Source organism: Haladaptatus sp. DYF46, from assembly GCF_021083305.1.
GTDB lineage: Archaea > Halobacteriota > Halobacteria > Halobacteriales > Haladaptataceae > Haladaptatus.
The window spans coordinates 50,227-69,691 of sequence record NZ_JAJFAY010000001.1; the positions used below are offsets into that span (position 1 = coordinate 50,227).

General features: G+C 62.2%; 23 protein-coding genes. 10 read left to right on the plus strand and 13 right to left on the minus strand.

Annotation, left to right across the window (positions count from 1 at the left end):
- The first annotated feature begins 130 nt into the window (after window positions 1-130).
- The gene (locus tag LJF34_RS00285) at window positions 131-1,315 is read left to right on the plus strand and encodes an ABC transporter substrate-binding protein (protein WP_231182637.1); all 1,185 of its coding nucleotides are present in this window, start codon (window positions 131-133) and stop codon (window positions 1,313-1,315) included.
- A gap of 5 nt (window positions 1,316-1,320) precedes the next feature.
- Here LJF34_RS00285 and LJF34_RS00290 read toward each other — a convergent pair whose 3' ends face one another.
- On the minus strand, window positions 1,321-2,172 hold the full coding sequence (locus LJF34_RS00290) for a formate/nitrite transporter family protein (RefSeq protein WP_231182638.1): 852 nt from the start codon (window positions 2,170-2,172) through the stop codon (window positions 1,321-1,323).
- 213 nt (window positions 2,173-2,385) lie between these two features.
- Between LJF34_RS00290 and LJF34_RS00295 the strand changes: the two genes are divergently transcribed.
- Entirely contained in the window at window positions 2,386-2,922 is a 537-nt protein-coding gene (locus LJF34_RS00295) for a rhomboid family intramembrane serine protease (protein WP_231182639.1), read from the plus strand.
- 13 nt (window positions 2,923-2,935) lie between these two features.
- Here LJF34_RS00295 and hisD read toward each other — a convergent pair whose 3' ends face one another.
- The 5 genes from hisD to LJF34_RS00320 form a co-directional block, all read right to left on the minus strand.
- Window positions 2,936-4,204, minus strand: coding sequence for a histidinol dehydrogenase (gene hisD / locus LJF34_RS00300; protein ID WP_231182640.1), 1,269 nt, complete (start codon window positions 4,202-4,204; stop codon window positions 2,936-2,938).
- 94 nt (window positions 4,205-4,298) lie between these two features.
- The gene (locus LJF34_RS00305) at window positions 4,299-4,736 is read right to left on the minus strand and encodes a hypothetical protein (RefSeq protein WP_231182641.1); all 438 of its coding nucleotides are present in this window, start codon (window positions 4,734-4,736) and stop codon (window positions 4,299-4,301) included.
- A 105-nt stretch (window positions 4,737-4,841) separates the two neighbouring features.
- Window positions 4,842-5,045 carry a hypothetical protein gene (locus LJF34_RS00310; RefSeq protein ID WP_231182642.1) on the minus strand — a complete coding sequence of 68 codons (204 nt, stop codon included), beginning with the start codon at window positions 5,043-5,045 and terminating at the stop codon, window positions 4,842-4,844.
- A 135-nt stretch (window positions 5,046-5,180) separates the two neighbouring features.
- Window positions 5,181-6,173, minus strand: a complete 993-nt coding sequence (locus LJF34_RS00315) for a PHB depolymerase family esterase (RefSeq protein WP_231182643.1) — start codon at window positions 6,171-6,173, stop codon at window positions 5,181-5,183.
- A gap of 78 nt (window positions 6,174-6,251) precedes the next feature.
- The gene (locus LJF34_RS00320; RefSeq protein ID WP_231182644.1) at window positions 6,252-7,442 is read right to left on the minus strand and encodes a glycoside hydrolase family 18 protein; all 1,191 of its coding nucleotides are present in this window, start codon (window positions 7,440-7,442) and stop codon (window positions 6,252-6,254) included.
- A 226-nt stretch (window positions 7,443-7,668) separates the two neighbouring features.
- On the opposite strand from LJF34_RS00320, the gene LJF34_RS00325 reads away from it, so the two are divergent.
- Window positions 7,669-8,019, plus strand: coding sequence for a VOC family protein (locus LJF34_RS00325; protein ID WP_231182645.1), 351 nt, complete (start codon window positions 7,669-7,671; stop codon window positions 8,017-8,019).
- Window positions 8,020-8,046: 27 nt separating this feature from the next.
- Here LJF34_RS00325 and LJF34_RS00330 read toward each other — a convergent pair whose 3' ends face one another.
- Complete coding sequence (locus LJF34_RS00330; RefSeq protein WP_231182646.1) at window positions 8,047-8,382, minus strand: hypothetical protein; 336 nt, start codon at window positions 8,380-8,382, stop codon at window positions 8,047-8,049.
- A gap of 482 nt (window positions 8,383-8,864) precedes the next feature.
- Here LJF34_RS00330 and LJF34_RS00335 point away from each other — a divergent pair, with 482 nt between their 5' ends.
- Both LJF34_RS00335 and LJF34_RS00340 read left to right on the plus strand, forming a co-directional pair.
- Window positions 8,865-9,140, plus strand: coding sequence for a hypothetical protein (locus LJF34_RS00335; protein WP_231182647.1), 276 nt, complete (start codon window positions 8,865-8,867; stop codon window positions 9,138-9,140).
- A complete protein-coding gene (locus tag LJF34_RS00340; RefSeq protein WP_231182648.1) occupies window positions 9,137-9,565 on the plus strand; it encodes a type II toxin-antitoxin system VapC family toxin in 429 nt (142 codons plus the stop codon). Before LJF34_RS00335 ends, LJF34_RS00340 begins: the two co-directional genes overlap by 4 nt.
- A gap of 157 nt (window positions 9,566-9,722) precedes the next feature.
- Here LJF34_RS00340 and LJF34_RS29205 read toward each other — a convergent pair whose 3' ends face one another.
- The 3 genes from LJF34_RS29205 to LJF34_RS00355 form a co-directional block, all read right to left on the minus strand.
- Entirely contained in the window at window positions 9,723-9,878 is a 156-nt protein-coding gene (locus LJF34_RS29205; RefSeq protein ID WP_342765855.1) for a type II toxin-antitoxin system HicA family toxin, read from the minus strand.
- A gap of 97 nt (window positions 9,879-9,975) precedes the next feature.
- Window positions 9,976-10,245 carry a type II toxin-antitoxin system HicB family antitoxin gene (locus LJF34_RS00350; protein ID WP_231182649.1) on the minus strand — a complete coding sequence of 90 codons (270 nt, stop codon included), beginning with the start codon at window positions 10,243-10,245 and terminating at the stop codon, window positions 9,976-9,978.
- 748 nt (window positions 10,246-10,993) lie between these two features.
- Complete coding sequence (locus LJF34_RS00355) at window positions 10,994-12,361, minus strand: NAD(P)/FAD-dependent oxidoreductase (protein WP_231182650.1); 1,368 nt, start codon at window positions 12,359-12,361, stop codon at window positions 10,994-10,996.
- Window positions 12,362-12,469: 108 nt separating this feature from the next.
- On the opposite strand from LJF34_RS00355, the gene LJF34_RS00360 reads away from it, so the two are divergent.
- Together LJF34_RS00360 and LJF34_RS00365 are read left to right on the plus strand one after the other, a co-directional pair.
- A complete protein-coding gene (locus LJF34_RS00360) occupies window positions 12,470-13,249 on the plus strand; it encodes an enoyl-CoA hydratase/isomerase family protein (protein ID WP_231182651.1) in 780 nt (259 codons plus the stop codon).
- A 145-nt stretch (window positions 13,250-13,394) separates the two neighbouring features.
- Complete coding sequence (locus LJF34_RS00365; protein ID WP_231182652.1) at window positions 13,395-13,583, plus strand: hypothetical protein; 189 nt, start codon at window positions 13,395-13,397, stop codon at window positions 13,581-13,583.
- Window positions 13,584-14,318: 735 nt separating this feature from the next.
- On the opposite strand, the gene msrB is transcribed toward LJF34_RS00365, so the two are convergent.
- Entirely contained in the window at window positions 14,319-14,723 is a 405-nt protein-coding gene (msrB, locus tag LJF34_RS00370) for a peptide-methionine (R)-S-oxide reductase MsrB (RefSeq protein ID WP_231182653.1), read from the minus strand.
- 106 nt (window positions 14,724-14,829) lie between these two features.
- Between msrB and LJF34_RS00375 the strand changes: the two genes are divergently transcribed.
- Window positions 14,830-14,982: an HVO_A0556 family zinc finger protein gene (locus LJF34_RS00375; protein ID WP_231182654.1), complete on the plus strand. Its 153-nt coding sequence runs from the start codon at window positions 14,830-14,832 to the stop codon at window positions 14,980-14,982.
- Between the two features lie 134 nt (window positions 14,983-15,116).
- Here the strand turns inward: LJF34_RS00375 and LJF34_RS00380 are convergent, their stop codons facing one another.
- Complete coding sequence (locus LJF34_RS00380) at window positions 15,117-16,112, minus strand: D-2-hydroxyacid dehydrogenase (RefSeq protein WP_231182655.1); 996 nt, start codon at window positions 16,110-16,112, stop codon at window positions 15,117-15,119.
- An 85-nt stretch (window positions 16,113-16,197) separates the two neighbouring features.
- Complete coding sequence (locus LJF34_RS00385; protein ID WP_255665526.1) at window positions 16,198-18,033, minus strand: SLC13 family permease; 1,836 nt, start codon at window positions 18,031-18,033, stop codon at window positions 16,198-16,200.
- A gap of 195 nt (window positions 18,034-18,228) precedes the next feature.
- On the opposite strand from LJF34_RS00385, the gene LJF34_RS00390 reads away from it, so the two are divergent.
- Both LJF34_RS00390 and LJF34_RS00395 read left to right on the plus strand, forming a co-directional pair.
- Window positions 18,229-19,095, plus strand: coding sequence for a universal stress protein (locus LJF34_RS00390; protein ID WP_231182657.1), 867 nt, complete (start codon window positions 18,229-18,231; stop codon window positions 19,093-19,095).
- A gap of 126 nt (window positions 19,096-19,221) precedes the next feature.
- Complete coding sequence (locus tag LJF34_RS00395) at window positions 19,222-19,461, plus strand: hypothetical protein (protein WP_231182658.1); 240 nt, start codon at window positions 19,222-19,224, stop codon at window positions 19,459-19,461.
- The last annotated feature ends 4 nt before the right edge of the window (window positions 19,462-19,465 follow it).

A 19,465-nucleotide genomic window follows, 5' to 3' on the forward strand; every position in this document is an offset into this window, starting at 1 on the left:
GTCGTCTCGCCACTGACTTCTCCTGCAAATGAGTCAATAAGACATCATAGCACGTCTACGTATCTGTCGATATCATCTAGGCCGACCGAAATTTCGAAACTACTATATTGATTTAGGCGAGCCTAAAACCATGAACGGAAACGAAGGACGTACGCGACGTACGATCATCAAGGGTACAGGTGCGGTTCTCGGAGGGGGTCTCCTCGCCGGTTGTACCAGCGGTGGGGACTCGGAGTCCTCGCCGTCGGAAACGACGGGGACGACGGAGGGAACCACGTCGAGCGAGTCCACGATCGCCGGGGAATCCACCACCACGGCGGACGGCCCGTACTCCGTCTCGATGGCTCCCGTCGGCGAAGTGGAGTTCGAGAGCGTCCCGAAGAAGTGGGTCGCCAACAACGGTAGTTGGGCCGATATGGGCATCGCGCTCGGCCTCGAACCGCCGAAAGCCGTCTGGCTCACCGGCCGGTACCACACGCAGTACTACGACGCCATCGACGGCCTCTCGGTCGACAAAAGCGACATGGTGTCGCTGTATCAGGACGGCGTGAGCAAGGAGCTATTCTATCAACTCGACGCCGACGTCCACGTGATGGACCCCAACTTCCTGATGAACCGATTCAAGGGCTGGAAACAGGAGGACGTAGACGAACTCACGCAGAACATCGCGCCGCTGTTCGGCAACTGCATCTACGCACAGCACTACACGTGGCACGACAGCTACCGATACTACACCCTCATGGAGGGCTTCGAAAAGCTGTCGAAGGTGTTCAAGCGACACGACCGCTACGAGGCGTTCGCGGACCTCCACGCCGACTTCCAGTCCAACGTCTCCGGCGTCGTTCCCAAGAAAAGCGAGCGTCCGTCGGCCGCCGTCGTCTGGGGCGTCGGCGACGAACCGACGAAGTACTATCCCTACATCATCGGGAAGGGAACCGGGTTCAAACACCTGAACGACCTCGGGGTCTCCGACGCGCTCGCGAAAACCAACGTCAAGGACTTCCACGGAAGCCGCGGTGCCATCGACCTCGAAACGCTGCTGAAAGTGGACCCGGAAGTCCTCCTGCTTCGCGGCTACGAGGACAAGACCCGGAAGCAGTTCGAGAACACGGTCATCGACTTCCTCGAAAACGACAACACGGCCAGCAAACTCACCGCCGTCGAGAACGGCGACGTGTATCGCGCGGGCGGCCTGTACCAAGGCCCCATCACGAACCTCGTCCTCACCCAACGAACCGCCAAACTGCTGTACGGCGTCGAAAAACAGCTCTACGACGGCCAGCGCGTCGTGGACATCGTCAACGGCGACTTCTGACCTCCTCACTCCGATTCGGCCGGGTTCGGCGCGGTTTCCATCTCCTCTTCGTCCGTGTTCCGCGTGACGTGGCCGTACTTCAGGAGCGCGACGAAGAACACCCCGCCGATCGCGTTTCCGATGGTCGCCGCGAGCATGAACCTGCCGTAGTCGAACGCCGTGATTTCGGGCGAGAGGAACAGGCCCATCAGCACCTCCACGCTTCCGGCGATGGAGTGCGGAAGGTGGGCGAGGCCGATGGCCGTCGTCACTATCCAGATTATCAACACCTTGCTGACGGTGTCCCGCGCGGCGGTGACGAGCCACGACAGCAGTCCCATGAGCCAGCCCGCGAAGACGCCGCTCCCGACGAGGATCCAGAAATCGTGTTTGACCAGCGTCTTCGCTATTTCGGTGAACGCCGCCGCGTGCGCGATGCCGAGTTGGGGTGCTATCGTAACGGCGAACGCGGCGAAGAGCGCGCCGCCGAGGACGTTCGCCACGAAAACGACGACCCACAACCGCCCGAGCGACGTGAGGGACGCTCGCTTGTCGAGGACGGGAAGCACCGCGAGCGTCGTGTGTTCGGTGAACAGCTCCGACCGACCGAGAATCACGAAGATGAACCCGATGGAGTACATGTTCGCCATGAGCAGTTCCGTGGCCGGTTTCGGGAGGGACCCGCTCATCAATCCGGTCATCACCGCCATGAGCAACGGCCCGAAGCCGATGTCCAACCCCGCCGAGAGCCCGGACAGAAAGAGACCGCTCGCCGGTCGCTGTAGCTCCGCGAGGCCGATGTTTATCTGCTCGACGAGGATGTTCTCGTACGACTTCAATCCGTCCGCTTGACCGTCGGAGGATGTGGAAGGGACCATGAGATGAAGCTGTGTCCCCCGAAAGGGGTAACGGATAAAAGTGATTGTGGCCGCTCCGTGCCTACCCGTCAAACGTCGGTCTGTTTCGCCCGTTCGTCGAGCACCGTCCATTCGAAGACCGACAGCGGGCGAACGATTTCGGTCCGTCGTCGTCACCCTATTTACCCCGGCCATTCGTAGCCGTCATCCATCGTGTCGAATCGACGACGGTCCATGTCGGACGCCACCCTACCGGTCGTAACCATCGTCGTCCTCGTAATCACGGTCTTCGTGACCGCTCTGCACGCGGTCGTTCCCGGACTGCTTCCCGCACTCCGACGGAACCCGGACGCCCTTTCGATGGGCGAATGGTGGCGACTTTTCACCCCGCTGTTCGTCCAAGCCGACCCGTGGTGGGCGACGCTCTCCGTGTTCGTCGGTATCTTCGTCGTCGGCGTCGCAGTCGAGCGAACCTACGGCCACCGCGACTGGTTAGCGCTGTACTTCGGCGGCGGGGTCGTCGGAGAACTCGCCGGATACGCGTGGCAACCGCACGGGTCGGGTGCCTCGGTTGCAGGCGCGGGACTGCTCGGCGGTCTCTGCGTGTGGCTCCTGTGGCGCGGAAACTCGGTGCCGCTCGGAGTTCGTATCTGGGGACCAATCTGGCTAGCAGTCGGCGTCCTCCTCACCCTCCTGCACGACATTCACGGACCGCCGCTTCTCTTCGGAGCGTGTCTCGGCGCCGTTCTGCTGTGGCGGGACCGGAGCTGATTCCGACGAACTCTTACTCGAACCGCTTCCGGACGCTTTCGGCGTGGGCGTCCAAGCCTTCGGATTCCGCCAGCGTGGTAATCGTCTCCGCGATGGAATCGAGCGCGTCCTCGTCCAACCGCTGGACCGTGGTCGAGCGGAGGAACGAATCGACCGACAGCCCGCCCGTGAGTTTCGCCAATCCCGTGGTCGGCAGGACGTGGTTCGTCCCGGAGGCGTAATCGCCCGCCGCGACGGGCGTGTACGGGCCGAGGAAGACGCTCCCGGCACTGTCGATGCGCGAGAGGAGGTCCTCGTCGTCCTCGGCCTGAATCGACAGGTGTTCCGCCGCGTACTCCTCGGCGAAGAGGAGGGCTTCGCTCATCGAGCGGGCGACGAGGAGGCCGCTGGCGTCGTTGTCGAGCGCCGCCCGAATCACGTCCTCGCGTTCGCGTTCGACCGCCTGCTTTTCGATTTCCTCCGCGACGGCCTCGGCGAACTCCTCGTCGTCCGTCACCGCGACGGACGAGGCGTTCTCGTCGTGTTCCGCCTGTGCGACAACGTCGCTGGCGACGAACGCCGGGTCGGCCGATTCGTCGGCCAGAACGAGCAGTTCACTCGGACCGGCGAGGAAGTCGATAGCCACGTCGCCCTGCACCTCGGCTTTCGCCGCCGTGACCCACTTGTTGCCGGGGCCGACGACCTTCTGCACGCGGTCTATCTGCTCGGTTCCGTAGGCCATCGCTGCGATTGCCTGTGCGCCGCCGACGCGGTACACGCGGTCCGCTCCCGCGGCGTGAATCGCGGCCAGCGTGATGTCGTTCTGCGGTTCGCCGGGCGGCGTGGCGACGGCGACCTGTTCCACGCCGGCCACCTTCGCCGGGATGACGCCCATCAGCGCGCTGGAGGGGTACGCCGCGGTCCCACCGGGGGCGTACACCCCGATGCGCTCGATGGGACGGAATCGGCGTCCGAGTTCGCGCCCGTCGAAGTCCGCCCGCCAGTCCTCGGGCAGTTGGGCTTCGTGAAACTCGCGGATGTTCGCCGCCGCGTCCTCGATGGCCTCGCGCACCTCGTCGTCTATCTCCTCGTAGGCGCGCTCGGCGTCGTCCGTGATGTCGATGTTGCCCACTTCCACGCCGTCGAATTCGCGGCAGAAATTCCGGACCGCGACGTCTCCTTCCTCTCGAACTCGGTCGATGATGTCCCGCACGTCGCTCCGCACGCCCTCGATTCCGGCATCGCGGTCGAACAGCGCCCGCCGCTCGTCCGGCCCGAGGTCGGCTATCGGCTTCGGATTCATGCTCGGAGTTTCGAAGCGCGCGGAAAAACACGTTGCGCTCTCGGCCGATGTTCCTCCGGTGGAAAACGAGGTCCGCGGACATCCCGTTCGGCTATCAGGTACGCACGCTCTTCGCCACTTCTCGGATGCCGACCCCGAAGGCGAACGCTCCCACTCCGACAACGGTGGCACCGGCGGCGAAATAGACGAAGAGCAGCGTTGGCGGTGAGTCGGTGACGAACGCGTTCGCGCTCACGAGGATGGCGGCCGCGAGTCCGTAGCCGAGCGCGATTGCGAGCGTGATCGACACGCTGACGACGAGGCCGTCGTTGCAATACGCGTTGCCTATCGCACCGGCGAGCGCCACCGCGCCGATTCCGTAGAGAAGCGCCGCTCGGACCGATTCCGCGTACCAATCGAACGCGAAACCGGCGACTGCGAAGAGACAGAGGACTACTGCAATCCCGAAGCAGACGATTCCAGCGAGCGTGAGGAACCGCCGGGATACGTGCCGACTTCGACCGAAGAGCAACGGCTTCGAGGGAACTGTCATCGTAGACACGTCGATTTCGGACGAAATAGGTTTTGTGTCGGCCGATTTCCCTGGTAGAGAACCGAACCCGACGAACGACGACAGTTGTGCCGTCACCGCTCCTCGTCAACACGAACTGACGGCTTCGTAGTAGCCCTCGGAAGTTTCCTTCAGCGTGCTGGTGTAGGCCGGGAAGTCGAGGTAGTCCTCCGACGGACGGCGTAGTACACCCGTCGAGGTGTCCCGATAGGCGCGGCCTGCGTCCGCGTGTTCGTACGTATAGGCCGGGCCACAGTCGCCGGAAAAGCCGGTCCCGAGCGTGACGGACACGGAATCGGTTCCCGTCTCTCCGTCGCGCCGTCGTTGGTGCCGGTTAGCGTGGCCGTATACGTGCCGGACGACGCGTAATCGTGGGTTACGGTCGCGCCGATGGACTCAGGAGCGTGCGCCACTTCAGGTTCCTGCTCACTCATCCCTCGTATGGCCTGAGACGAACTCCCAGATGATCCGGCTGGCGTCCGGACCTCCCGGCGCGGTGAACTCGCCGCCCGAAGCGCCGCCGGACCACGCGTGGTCCATGCCGTCCACCTGCCAGTACTCGACGAGCGAGTCTCCGGACTCGTCGTGATATTCGGCGACGGAGTAGTCCAAACTCGGTCCCTGTCCGGTGTACGTGCTGTCTGCGGTCGTGTCCACGTCGCCGTCGTTCGCCCCGTCGACCGCGAGGTCGTTGGTCTGAATCGCCTGTATCGTCGCCTGTTCGCCGTTTATCGGATAGACGGTGGTGTCGCTGGTGCCGTGGAAGACGATGGTCGGCAGTTCGCTCGTGATGCCGTAGGATTCCATCGTGTCATAGGCGTCGATACCCTTGTCGGAGGGGTCCGGACCGCCGTAGGTCATGGCCGCCGTCCCGCCCGTCGCGGTGTCCGCAGCGTCGTACTCCAAGCCGGAGTGAATCCCGCCCGCCGCGTAGATGTCGGCGTACTCGGCGAGGAGGTTCGGAACCATCGCCGTGCCCGCCGAAAGACCGGCGACGTAGACGCGTTCGGGGTCGCAGTTCTCGGCGTCGATGGTCGTTTCCGTCATTCCGGCGATGACGGCCGCCTCGCCGTAGCCCCGGGTCGTGTTCGCGTCGTAAAACCAGTTCCAGCACCGGGCCGCGTTCCGCGCGTCGTACTGGTCGGGATAGATGACGACGAACCCTTCTCGGTCGGCCACGTCGTTCATCCGCGTTTCCCGCCGGAACTGATCCGCGATCTGTGAACAGCCGTGGAGCATCACCACGAGCGGGGGATTCGACCCCGCCGAGTCCGGAACGTACTTCCAGTAGTCGAAGCCGTCGTAGTAGTGGTTCGTGTAGCTACCCGCCGCCGCCGCAGTTCCCGCGCTTCCCAGTACGCCCGCCGTCGCGAGCGTTCCACCCGCGGAGCGCAGGAGCGTTCGCCTGTCGAGCTTCATGCTATGACGTGACGTACCAATTCGTCCGAATAAGATCTAATACTGGGTTAATATGTAAATATTACAGAAGAGGGGAAATTATCGATGATGCGAGCAGCGGAGTGCGGCGTGAATCGCGCCGATGAGCGTGTTGCTCGGGTCGTGGGAGAGTTCCCAACACATCATCCCACCGAAATCGTTGTCCCGGACGTAGCGCGACTTCTCCATGACCGAGTGCCTGTCGTCGTAGGTGACGAAGACGTCGTCCTCCTCGGAGTACAGCCACGGGACGCGCGCGTCGTGATGCCAGTGATACTCGTACTGCGATTTCGCCTTGAGCTGCCGGATGTCGTCGTACGACTTGGTGTCCGCGCCGTCGAACGGTTGAAAGAGGCCCTCGTTCTCGCTTCCGACGTTCTCGAAGGCGAAGCCGTAAAACGGCGTGCCGAGGACGAGTTTGTCCCGCGCAATCGGCTGGTCGGCCCAGTACTGCATCGCGTGGTTCACCGTCAGGAGCCGTTGCCAGTACGTCGGGTCCTCGTAGGGCGCGTACAGCGGCGCGTTGAAGTTCGTCGCGGAACTCCAACTCCCGTAGAAGTTGTAGTTCATCACGTTGACGAAGTCCAGGTAGTCGGCGATTTTCCCCACTTCCAGCGGGTCGATGTTCGACGGAATTGGCGCCGCCGCCATGCTGAGTTCGTAGCGCTGGCCGTCGGCCTCCCCCGCTTCGTCCAGCTTTCCGCGAAGCTCTTCCAACAGCAAGGTGAAGTTCTCCGGGTCGTCCTCCCGAACCGACCCGTCGGGGTACTCCCAGTCGATGTCGATGCCGTCGAAGTTGTACCGTCGAAGCTGTTCGACGGCGGTTCGCGCGAACCGCTCGCGGGCGTCGGCGCTCGCGGCGACGGCGGACATGTTGCTCCCGAAGTCGGCGATGGAGAGCATGAACGACGTGCGATGCTGCTCGTGCGTTATCGTCTCGAACTCCGAGAGCACCTCGGGAGCCGAATCCCCGGTGACGGCCAGTTTGACCTCGCCGTTGGCCTCCGTTTCGAGGAAGGCGTAATTCAGGTGTGTCAGCTTGTGGTACGGCACGTCGTGGGGCGTGTAGTCGCCCGCCCACGACGGATAGTAGCCGACGATTCGTTTGCCGGGTCGCCGTCCGTGATGATGGTGGCCACGGCGGCCCCGTTCGCTTGCTTCGGCCGTGTTTCCGAACAATGCCACCGTCGTCAGTGCGCCCGCGCCTCGAAGGTATCGCCGCCGTCCCACACCGTTATTTTGGGATTTCACAGTCGTAGTAATAATTGAATGATAAATAAATACATACTCTAGTTTCGTAATTCCATCTCCATTTCGAAGGTCATATTCCGCGGTACCGCACGAGCAGCGGGCCGCGATTCGAACCATAGTCCCCGGAAACGGCCCGTAGGAATAAACCCGACCCGGCCCGTATATTCACGCGGATTCGGGCGAAAATCGGCGGTCGAAGCCGACCACACGCCCGCGGATTTCAGCCATGAAACTGAACCACACGAACCTCACGGTGGCGGACGTCGAGGCGACGGCGGACTTCCTACAGGAGTATTTCGAGTTGGAAAAGCGGGGTGGAGGCCCGGCCATCACGATTCTCTCGGACGAAATCGGGACCGTCCTGACCCTGATGCAGGGGCGGGAAGGGGAGGAAATCGAGTATCCGAGCAGTTTCCACATCGGTTTCTTCGTCGATAGCGAGTCGTCCGTGGACGAGAAGCACCGACAGTTGAAGGAGGACGGCTACGACGTGACGGACGTGAAAACCCGCCACAATACCTACGATTTCTACGTCGAAGCGCCGGGCGGGTTTTCCATCGAGTTCGGGGCGAGATAACCCCCGCAGTCGGCCTTAGGAGGTGAATTAGGAGGTGAACTTCGAGCAGAATTTGCGGGTGAAAGTCGCGTCGATACGGTTCTCTCGAACGACGAAAACCGCGATTCCCGAGTTGTTTCGTTCGCCTTTCCACCGTAGCCGCGCTTCGAGGTTTTCCGTGGCGACGGTGATCGTCGGGCGCTCCCCGTCTTCGATTATGTCCTCGGAAAGCCACCGGTCTTCGGCAAGGATCGATATCTCTCTCCGAGAGTCGTCGATCGTTAGTGTCACTTCGATATCCGACTGCACGCCGTTGCCGATCTCGATATCCACCGAACTGTCGGGGTCGAACCACGGCTTCGGAGCGCCATCGGAATCGGGCACCGTCTGGCAATTTTTCCGTCGGTTCCGTTCTTTCCCATCGGTACTATACGGGGTGGGCGTCGGCGATCGTTTCCGCTCACCGGAGGGCCGACTCACACATCCCGCACCGGTTCCCGTGACGACTCCGCAAATCGCCCCGAGTACTGACCTCCGTCCGACCGATCCATCCATTGTTCGGTTATTTCATTTCGTCTATATAAGTGCGAGGGGTCATCAAAGAAGAGATTTTACTCAACTCTCGCCTGAGAGTCGAAATCCCTCCCTCGATTCCGGCGTGGTGGAAGATGGCAACGGAGCGTTTCGGGATTATCGCAAGAGACGATTCCTCTTTTCCGTCCTCGACGGTCAGAGCGGCTCCGATTGACTGATAGAAATGCGCGCGGAACACTACCGGGGAAGAATCTACTCGTAAAACGGAAGCGACCGGTCCGGGTAATATTTCGGTAGCAAACGTTATCCAGTAGAAGATTCTACCGATAACTATGGCAACGTCGGTGAAGATGGACGACGACACTAAATCCCGTCTCGAACGATTACAGGCCGAAATTCGGCTGAAAACGGGGAACAAAGTGACTCAGCAGGAGATATTAGCACGACTCGTCGAGAATGCCATCGAATCGAAATGGGATCTCGTAGATTCGTTCCGAGAAGAACGCGTTCCCGTCTCCCAAGCCGAGCGAGAGACGTTTCACGGGGGAATGGTCTCGTCCGACGTCACCACATCCGAAGAAGACATCGACGACGTGCTGTACGGATGAGCGTCTTCGTTGACACCGGCGTCCTCTTTGCGCATCACGATACGGACGCAGAGCGCCACGAGCAAGCTGTTGCTGCGTTCGACGAACTGCTGGACGGTGCGTATGGACAACCGTACACCAGCGACTACGTACTGGACGAGACGGTGACACTCACGAGAGTTCGAACGGACTCGTTCGAAGCCGCGGACACCGTTGCCAGTCGGATTCTCGGTGAGGACCCGTTCCCAAATGTTCTGGAACTGATTCACGTCGAACCTGACGAAGTGAGAGCTTCACTGAAGACGTTTCGCAGATACAATGACCAAAACCTCAGTTTCACGGACGCGACCAGTATTTGTCTGTGTGAGTCTCGCGGCATCGATGCGGTGTTGAGCTTCGACGACGACTTCGATGGCCTCATCGAACGCGTCGCACCGAATCCCTGAGTGAACTGTCAGTGAGGATGTACCCCTGCAACACTGCCGGGCGAGTTTCTACTAGTAGGCTTGATGAAGGTGAACTCCACAGAATTGTCGGATGAAATCTGAAGGGTTACGGGATGCGGTCTTTTCGAATGCATGTGGCGATATGTCTGCTTTCCGATTACGAGTTTCGGTTGATCCATGCACAGAACGCATCGAAATCGTTCGAACCCGCACTGTCGGCGATTTCGCGGAGCGTTCCCGTTCGGAGTTCGTCGTGTAACGGAACGGTAACACGTCGTCGATCGTCTTCATTCGTCGGATGTTCGTAATACAACTGTGCGTGGTCTCCGGTCGTTCGTCGCCACTCGAATCCACCGGCATAACCAGTACTTCACTATTTCTTGACCCGAAAACGTCCGTCTTTCCATCGATTATTCGAGTTCTTCCGGTGGTTCTTGCTCACCGGTCGTATTGTCGGCTGGGTCGATGCCCATCTCACGGAGCTCTTCTTCGGTTGGTTTCCTCCCAATCTCGTCGTTGTGGAGGGCAACCGCTTCGTCGAGGTTTTCCAGTGCATTCCTTCGGGACTCCCCCTGTGTCGTCACCCCTGTCTCGATATCCTTGGCAATCCACGAATCACCTTCGCGCCATAGTCGAATCTCGTCACTATGACTTCCCCCGTCTCTGCTCGAACTAGCCATTCTACCGATAAATAGCGGAGCACGTCGCATAAACGTTCGGCCAGTGGACGATGGACACGTGTCCAATTAGGTCCGCGAACGATTCGAGATCGACTGCGTACCTGTCACTACGGAGTAAATGTACATTGGGAGCACTACCGTCCGAGTTTCTACTAGTAGGTTCGGTGGAAGTAAAATCGGCACGCGTTCGACGGCCGAGCGGTCCGAAGGACCTGGTGGGTTGCCGATTCACTCGCGCGAACGGACGTGAGCGAGGAGTGCTTTTGGTCGAGCTTTTGCAAGCGAGCGTAGCGAGCGCTGTAAAAGGTCGATGTACGCCCGGAACACTAACATCCAGCCTCATCCCTTGGCGGCGTGCCGTGTCGGCTGGCAAACCCTCGTGCCGGGCGAGCGATAGAATCGCCAACTTTTGACGGCTGAACCGTCGAAGCGGGTCGCGTCAGTAACCGCGACCGACTTCCGAACCAGCGGTCCCTGGCTCACGGTGGTGATTTTGGAGTTCACCAACTCGTACTGTCGCACACCCGGGTTCTCCGCTCGGTCATCGCTCCCGAAGTGGGAGTACTACGGCGGGGACTAAGGTGCGCACGAAACAGTAGACGGACGGCGGATAAGGGCCTTCCGGGTTCGAGGGGAGTGGTAGGAGGACGAAACGAAGCGCAAACGAGAGAAGTAGGAAACGAGAGAGGAACCGAGGAGACGAAAAGAGAAGAAAGAAGCGAGAAGACGAAAAGACAGGGATGAACGGTCAGTAGACGTAGTCGGATTCCGCGACTTGCACGTAGCCCTTCCGATAGCCAAATTTGGCCTTCTTGTAGCGGGCGACGAGTTTCGCGCCGCGGACGCCGGAGGAGAAACTCGATCTGTTCAGGCCCTTGCCGTCCTCGCCGAGGAGGTTGTCCACCATGGAAAACGTCCTATCCCAGTCGTCCGGGCCGTACTCCGCGACGATATCGGCGAACGCGATGTTGCGCAGGAGTTCTTGGCCGATGGCGTCCTTCCACTCGGCGTTGTACGATTCGATGTCGTCGGTCGCCGCGAGTTCCCCGGCGATCTTCCCCGACCGAACCGCGACGTGGTAGCCGCCCTCGTGGAACGCGCTGGTCGTTCCCATCGCGCCGCCAGCCACGGCAATGCCCGCTTCGACGGGCGAGTCGATGGGCCGCGTCGAGGAGATGGGGTAAGTTTCGGTGCCCTTCGATTTGCCGCGGTCCTCCACGAGCGGGAAGTCCGTTTCGATGTCGTACTCGTCGCCGTACTCGCGTTCGAGGAGGCGGCGGATGAACTCCCCGGCGCGGGGGAGGCCCTCGTCGTCGGAGCGGAGGAGGGCGTACGATTCGGGGTTCTCCACGTCGTCCAACGTCATCCCGATGGGCATCGTGAGGCCGACGCGGGCCACCGTGCCGTCGTTCGGGAAGACCCACGGGTAGGCCGTCTCGCCCGGGATGACGCCCCACCAGAACTTGAGCAGGGACTTCTCGAAGACCTCCTCGGGGAACTCGCGGTACTCCTGATACGCGATGTGGTTCGCTGTGGGCGGGCTGAGGTAGTCGCTCACGGAACTGCCCTCGGGCATGAACTGGTCGAGCGTTCCGAGCGTGACCCGCCGCTGTGGCCCGTCGGCGAGAACGAGGTATTTCGCCTCGATGTCTTCGCCGTCGGCGAGTCGGAGGGTATGGCGGTACTCCGCGTCGAGGTCGGTTTCGGCGCGCTTGACGCCGACGCCAACGCGGTACTCCGTTCCCATGTCCTCGACGCGCTCCCGAAACCAGTCGTCCATCCGGGCGCGATTGAAGGTAAACCCCATCTCCGGGTACGACGAGTCGATGCCGGTGCCGCGGAGGTTCGCGGACTCGTTCGGGCCGACGAAGTCCACGCCGTCGAGTTCCTGCAGGACGACGTGGTCGGGAATCTCACGGTAATCCTCGTCCATGATGTCCACCCAGTAGTCGAGCATCCCGGCGGCGTCCGTCGAATCCGGGCCGAGGAACTCGCGATCCTCGCGCGGGACGCCCTGTTCGAGGACGACGGCGCTTGCACCGTGCGTTCCGGCCTGTTCTCCGGCCGCCATCCCTGCGGGACCCCCGCCCACGATCGCAACGTCGAATCGCTCCATGTTCCTACGCTACTCAAGGAGGGATACTAAATTCTTAACCTTCCGTTGCGGGAATCTGTTTCCGACCTGTCGCGGTATCGTTTTGTCGATTCCGTCCGCAGGAATCGTATGGCAGCGTTCGAACATCTCGACGTGGAGCGAACCGACGACGTGGCGTACGTGACGATGGCCCGCCCGGAAACGCACAACGCGATGGACGCCGCGATGGCGTCCGAACTGCGCACGGTCACGGCCGACCTGTACGAGGACGATTCGCGGTGTATCGTCCTCACCGGAACCGACGGCGTGTTCAACACTGGCGCGGACCTGTCCGTCCTTTCGGGCGACGCGAGCGACGGCAGGGCGCTCAGGAGCATCGCCTCCTCGCTTCACCGCGCCATCGAAAACCTCTCGCGTGCGCCGAAACCCGTCGTCACCGGCGTCAACGGCGTCGCGGCGGGGGGCGGATTCGGCCTCGCGTTGGCGGGCGACATCGTCCTCCTCGCCGAGGACGCTCGGATGGAGTTCGCCTACCCGCGCGTCGGGTTGACGGGCGACGGCGGGTCGACGTTCTTCCTCCCGAAACTCGTCGGCCTGCGGCGGGCCAAGGAAATCGCCCTGTTGGACGACCCGATTCTCCCGGCGAAGGCCGTCGATATGGGCCTCGCGACGGAAGTCACAGCCGACTTCGACGACCGGTTGGCCGAACTGGCCGCGAAACTCGCGGACGGACCGACGAAGGCCTACGGCGCGACGAAGCGCCTGTTCAACCGCAGTCCCGGCCGCGACCTCTCGGCGCAGATGGCCGCCGAAACCGACTCCATCGCCAAAATGACCACGACGGAGGATTACGAGCGCGGATTGGAGTGCTTCTTCGGTGACGAGGACCCCCAGTTCGAAGGGAAGTAGGCCGCGCTTGTCCCTCTCTCACGACCCTCCGAACCAATAGAATTAACTCGCCGGAATCTGATATGTCGAGTGAAGCAAATCGGGGTATCCGCCGAAAGGCCAGTGTTCAAGGCACTGACCTCGGTTGCTTCGAGGCTATCGAAGCATGTCCGACAACGAACCTTCTCCGGAAAAACGTATCGCCACCGAACAGACGCTCCTCCGCCTCGGCGCGGTTTCACCCGAGGACGTGAGCGAGGAATTATTGGTCGACATTCACGACGTGTTCGAGGACCACGGCATCCCAATGCACAGCGTTTCGGTCGAACGCTGGCGTACTGGGTACATGTGTTAGTTGGGTAGTGGATTCGGGGATTTTTTTGCGCTACAACCGCGATGGCGTGTCGGCGTTGTGAACGACTGAATCGCAACGACTGGGACGTGGACCTCGAACATCCCCCGTCCGGTCGCTACGAGTTGTTGGTTCTCCTGTGACTGCATGTTCAGACGTCAATGAAGCCGCAACCGCACCGCGTGCTCGCGGTTGCACCGCTCGCTTTCGAGGTTTCTTCGAAACCTCGCACGCCACACCCTCCCCAACCGATTCACTCCACTTCGTTTCGTTCATCCCTCGCACGTTTCGGCGACCCGACGCGGCCGAGAATGGCCGCGTCGCCCCGCCAGCGCGCGCCTACAATGCAAATCTGGGTTGCGTGGGACTGAATAGACTCTTCCGGCGCGTGCGCCAGCAGCCCCGAGGCCAGCGGGCCGAGGGACTGCTGGTTATCACGCGAGGGATGAGTGAGGGAGCGAAGCGACCGAGGGAATCGGGTTGGGGAGGTCGTGGCGCGGTTGCAGTGCTGGGTGGGAATGAAAGGGGCCGTCCGCTCGTGCTTGTGTGGTTGCTGTGCGGGCCACTATTCTGGCCGTGTGGTGCGGAACGGCCAGAATATCCCGCACAGCGACCGCGAGCGTGGCGGGGGCTTTCGGGGTCTGCTTCTCGGTAACTGCAATCACAAAACAACCAATGTCTCGTCGTAGCGAGTGCAACCACAGCAAGGTCAAGCCGTTCGGCGACTGAACCGGCGGATTACTCGTCCTCGAAGTCGAGCGAGACGCTGTTGATGCAGTAGCGTTTCCCGGTCGGTTCCGGGCCGTCGTCGAAGACGTGGCCGAGGTGGCCGCCACAGTTGGCACAGACGACTTCCGTTCGGACCATGCCGTGGCTGGTGTCCTGTCGCGTCTCGACGTTGTCCGTGGGTACGTCGTAGAAGCTCGGCCAGCCGCAGTGCGAATCGTACTTCGTGTCCGAATCGAACAGCTCCGCGCCACATCCGGCACAGACGTAGGTGCCGTCGTCCTTTCGGTCCAGATGCTCCCCGGTGTTCGGTCGCTCGGTTCCCTGCTCGCGGAGGACGCGGTACTCCTCGTCCGACAGGCGTTCGCGCCACTCGTCGTCGCTCTTCGGGAGGTCGGAGTTCGACTGTTCGCTCATGGGAGTACGTAGTGACTGCTGGGGGATAAACCGCTTGCACGAATGGGCATTTCCCAGACGGGAGGCCACCAAATTCATAGCGCGAGGGGTGGAACGTGGGGACGATATGAGTCTGACGACCGAACAGGGCGTCATCGGATGCCTCGAAGGAGAAGACTGTCAGTGGTGTTCCGACGGCACGCTGGTACGGGACACCTACAAAGGAAACGAGGCGGTCGTCTGCGACACCTGTGAGACGCCCGCCGTCCAGATCTGGTAGTTCCGCACGAACCGCCGCGGACCGCTCCGCGCCCGTAGTTCGATGTGGACTCCCCTTTTGCCGTCCATTTATTTTGCGGCCGATGAATCGGATCCGTGGGTGAAAGCGACTCGGGTTCGTCGTCGAACCGGTCCTCACCGAACGTGATTTCGAAGGTCGTCGTACGATCCCGTCGCGGTGACGTGTTCGACGTTTTCCGCCACGATGTCCGCCAAACGGGCGTAGTACTCCGGCGTGTGACCCGCCATGTGCGGTGTGATGAGGACGTTCTCGAAGTTCCACAGCGCGTGGTCCTCCGGCAGGGGTTCCGGGTCGGTCACGTCCAGCGCCGCGCCGCGGATGTGGTTGCCCCGGAGCGCGGAAACGAGCGCGTCCGTCCGAACCACCCCGCCGCGGGCGATGTTCACCAGCACGGCGTGGGACGGCAGGGTGTCGAAGGCGGCGGCGTCGAGCAGGCCGCGCGTGTCCTCCGTCAGCGGACAGGCCAGTACGAGGTAGTCCGTCCGGGCGAGCGCGTCGTGCAGGTCGTCGAAGCCGACCACCTCGTCCGTCGGACCGCCCTTCTCGGGCGAGTATCGGACGCCGACCGTTTCGACGCCGAACCCGTCCACCCGCTCCACGATCGTTTCCCCGATTGCACCCAATCCCACCACCGTCACGGTACTGTCTTGCAGTTCGTGGGCCTGAAAGTGCCGCCACTCGCGGCGTGACTGCTGTCGTCCGGCGCGGAGGAACCTTCGGGTGAAGGTCAACATCGCGCCGAGGACGTGTTCCGCGATGTTCGGCCCGTGTACCCCCGAGGCGTTGGTCACCGCGACGTCCCGAGATTCGAGGGCGTCGAGCGGGAGGTGGCCCGTTCCCGCGTAGGCACACGCGAACAGTTCCATGTTCCCGGCGTGGGTGAGGAGGGACTCGTCGATGGTCATCCCGGTCACGATTTCCGCGTCGGCGATGTATTCGCGCTCCTCGTCGGGGGTCCTCGCGTGACTGATTTCGTGATTCGGCAGGCGCTCGCGGAGTTCGTCGGCGTAATCGGACACCGGCATGCCGTGAGTGCCCCGCCGAAGGACGAGAACCGTCGGGGAATCGGTCGTCTGCTCCTCGTTCGAATCGGTCGCGCGGTCGGTCATACGTCGGGGTTCTCGGCGGAGGGAAATAGAGGTGGCCGTTGAGGCAGTTCGTCGGGTGGTCGTCCCGACTTCGTCGCCAACCCCGTCAGAGTCCGAAGTAGACCGCAATCGTGAGCGGTGTGACGATGGCGAGAATCAACTGGAGGAGGGCACCGACGCGGGCGAAGTCGGTGAAGCGGTAGCCTCCCGGTCGATAGACGAAGAGGTTGGTCTGATAGCCGACGGGACTCATGAACGCAGCGCTGGCGGCGAACATCACGGCCAGCAGGAAGGCGAGCGGGTTCGTCCCGATTTCGCGGGCGGCGTTGATGGCGACGGGGACCATGAGCGCGACGGTGGCGTTGTTGCTGATGATGTTGGTGAGAATCACCGTCGACGCGTAGAACACGGCGAGGACGCCGACGGTCGGGAGGTACTGCGCCGTCGTGGCGACGAGCGCGCCGAGGAGGGCCGCCGTCCCCGTGTTTTCCATCGCGATACCGAGCGGAATCACGCCCGCGAGGAGGAAGATGACGGTCCAGTCCACGCCCTCGTAGAGTTCCGTCGGCGAGAGCGTCCCCGAGAGGACCATCGCCACGACACCCGCCAAGGCGGCGACCTGAATTTCGAGGAATCCGAGCGCGGCGGACCCGACGACGGCTGCGAGGATGGCGATTGCGACCGGAATCTTGTCGTACCGATAGTCCTCGCGCGGAATTTCGCGGGCGACGATGAGGTCACGCGTCTCGGCCACGCGTTCCAGTTCGTCGGCGGGCAGTTGGAGCAACAGCAGGTCGCCGACGGTGAACTCGGCTTCGCGGACCCGCGGCAGTCGAAGGTCGCCGCGTTGGAGCGCGACGAGCGTCGCGTCGTAGCGTTCGAGTATCCTACTCGTCTCGATGGTGTCGCCGATGAGCGCCGAATCGGTCGGGACGACGACTTCGATGAGGACGGTCTCCGAGTCCTTCCTCGCCTCCTCGGTGACTGCCGGTTCGCGCCCGACCGTCGGAAGCGGGTTCAGGGCTTCGTCCTCGATGAGGGAGGTGAGGCCGGCTCGACTCGCCGTAATGAGGAACCTGTCGTTCGGTTCCACCGGTTCCTCGGAGAAGGGCGACAGCACGGTGTCCTCGCGGATAACCTCCTTCACTTCGCCGCCGAATCCGGCCTCGACCGGGATGTCGGAGATGGGCGTCCCGACGAGCGGCGACGCCTCGGGCGCGACCAGTTCGGCCAGATACTCCTCGACTTCGTACTCTTCGAGGAGCGTCTCCCGCGGTCTGACGCGTTCCGGAAGCAACCGCGGCGCGACGAAGACGAGGTAGAGAAGGCCGGTGATGAGGACGACGACACCGACGGGCGTGAACTGGAAGACGCCGAGCGAGCGCCCGAGCAGTTGCTGTGCGAGGCCGCTCGCGAGCAGGTTCGTCGAGGTGCCGATGAGCGTGAGGGTGCCGCCGAGCATGGCGGCGTAGGAGAGCGGAATCATCAGTTTCGACGGCGACGTGTTGCCCCGATGGGCGAGGTCGGACGCGAAGGGAACCAACAACGCGACGACGGGTGTATCGTTGATGAATCCCGACACGGACCCGGCGATACCGACCGTCGCGAGTATCTGTTTGAACTGGCTGTCGCCGACGAGCGCCGTGACGCGATGGCCGAGCAGTTGGACCGCGCCCGTCCGCCGAACGCTCTCGCTCAGAATGAGCATGGCGAGGACCGTGATGGTCGCCTCGTTCGAAAAGCCCGAAAGCCCGTCCGTCGGCGACACGTTCGTCCACGGTCCGAGGACCATGAGGAGGACGAGGACGATGAGTGCCGTGACGTCCACGGGATACAGTTCCGTCACGAACAGGATGAACGCGACGAGGATGATTCCGAGGACGACGAGCATACTGTCCGTTACCGGTGGAATAGATACACCTGTTTGAAGCGGTATCAGCATTTGCACCCCTGTGGTCACGCGTCGCGTTGCTCACGTGCCATCCCACAGTCCATTCGTCGGAGACTGACAAATGGCTACCTCAATTGTTCATATCGCCATGCGAAAAACCATCCCGTGATTTCGTTGTCACATCTTTCCGTCGGCTGACGCGGGGAAATCCATTGAAGTCCGTGCCCGTCGAACGGGACGGGGAGGATGTTCGATTCGATACTGATTCCGACGGACGGAGGGGACGCCACGGCCGGTGCGATAGAACACGGCCTTCGAATCGCCCGGAAAACCGGCGCGACGGTCCACGCGCTGTACGTCATCGACCTGCCGCAACTACGCGTCGGCAACGCCGACGAAGGGCTTTCGACGTTGGTGGACGTACTCGAAGAGGAGGGAAAAGAAGCGACCGCGGCGGTCGCCGAACGAGCGCGCGAGTACGACGTTCCGGCGACGGAGGCGATGGAATCGGGGGCTCCCTTCCGGGAAATCCTCGACTACGCGGACGGACACGACATCGATCTGATTTCGATGGGGACGGGGGACCGCAGTCGCCTCGAATCCTACGTCGTGGGGAGTACGGCGCGAAAAGTCAACCGACTGTCCGACTGCCCCGTGCTGACGGTTCGCGGCGGTGACGAAATCCCCGCGACGGAGTACGAAAACGTCCTCTTGGCGACCGACGGGACGCCGGGTTCCGAGCGTGCAGTCGAGGAGTGCGGCGCGCTCGCCGCCGAGTACGACGCTTTCGTTCACGTCGTCTACGTCGTGGACTCGCGCATCGCCCGGTCGGGGTCGCTGCTGAAACTGATGGAGGACGACGGAAAGCGGGCGTGTAAGGACGCCGTCTCGCGAGTGCAAGGCGAGGGCGTGCAAACCAGACGGGAACTCCTCCGCGGGCGACCCGCCGAGCAACTCCTCGACTACGCCGACGAACACGACATCGACCTGATTTCGATGGGAACCCACGGCAGGACCGGAATCGACCGCTTCGTGATGGGAAGCGTGGCCGAGAAGGTGATTCGCCGCTCGGAACGGCCGGTCCTCACGGTGCGGGATTTGGGCGAGGAGTAGGGTCGAGAACGCGGAGGAGTCGTCGAACGTGGCGAATTCGAGGCCGAAGGGGAATGACGAGTCGATGGCTCCACGAAACGGGACCGTGACGACAAGATACTTGCTCGCGTCGTCTGAACCCCCGCCATGGCAGGCGTTCAAATCGTCATTCCGTGGTTCCTCGCGATTCCGCTCGCCGCGCTCTGTGCCGTGTGGATATATCGAGACGCAAAAGACCGAGATATGGATACCGCCGACATGTGGGCCGTCGGAACCTTCATCGGATTTTTCGTCCCGCCGCTCATCGGGGCGATACTCGTCTACGCGTTCTACCTGCGAAAACGGAATCGGCGGCGTGGCGGACCGTACGCCGTCCCGGGACGGTGACGAA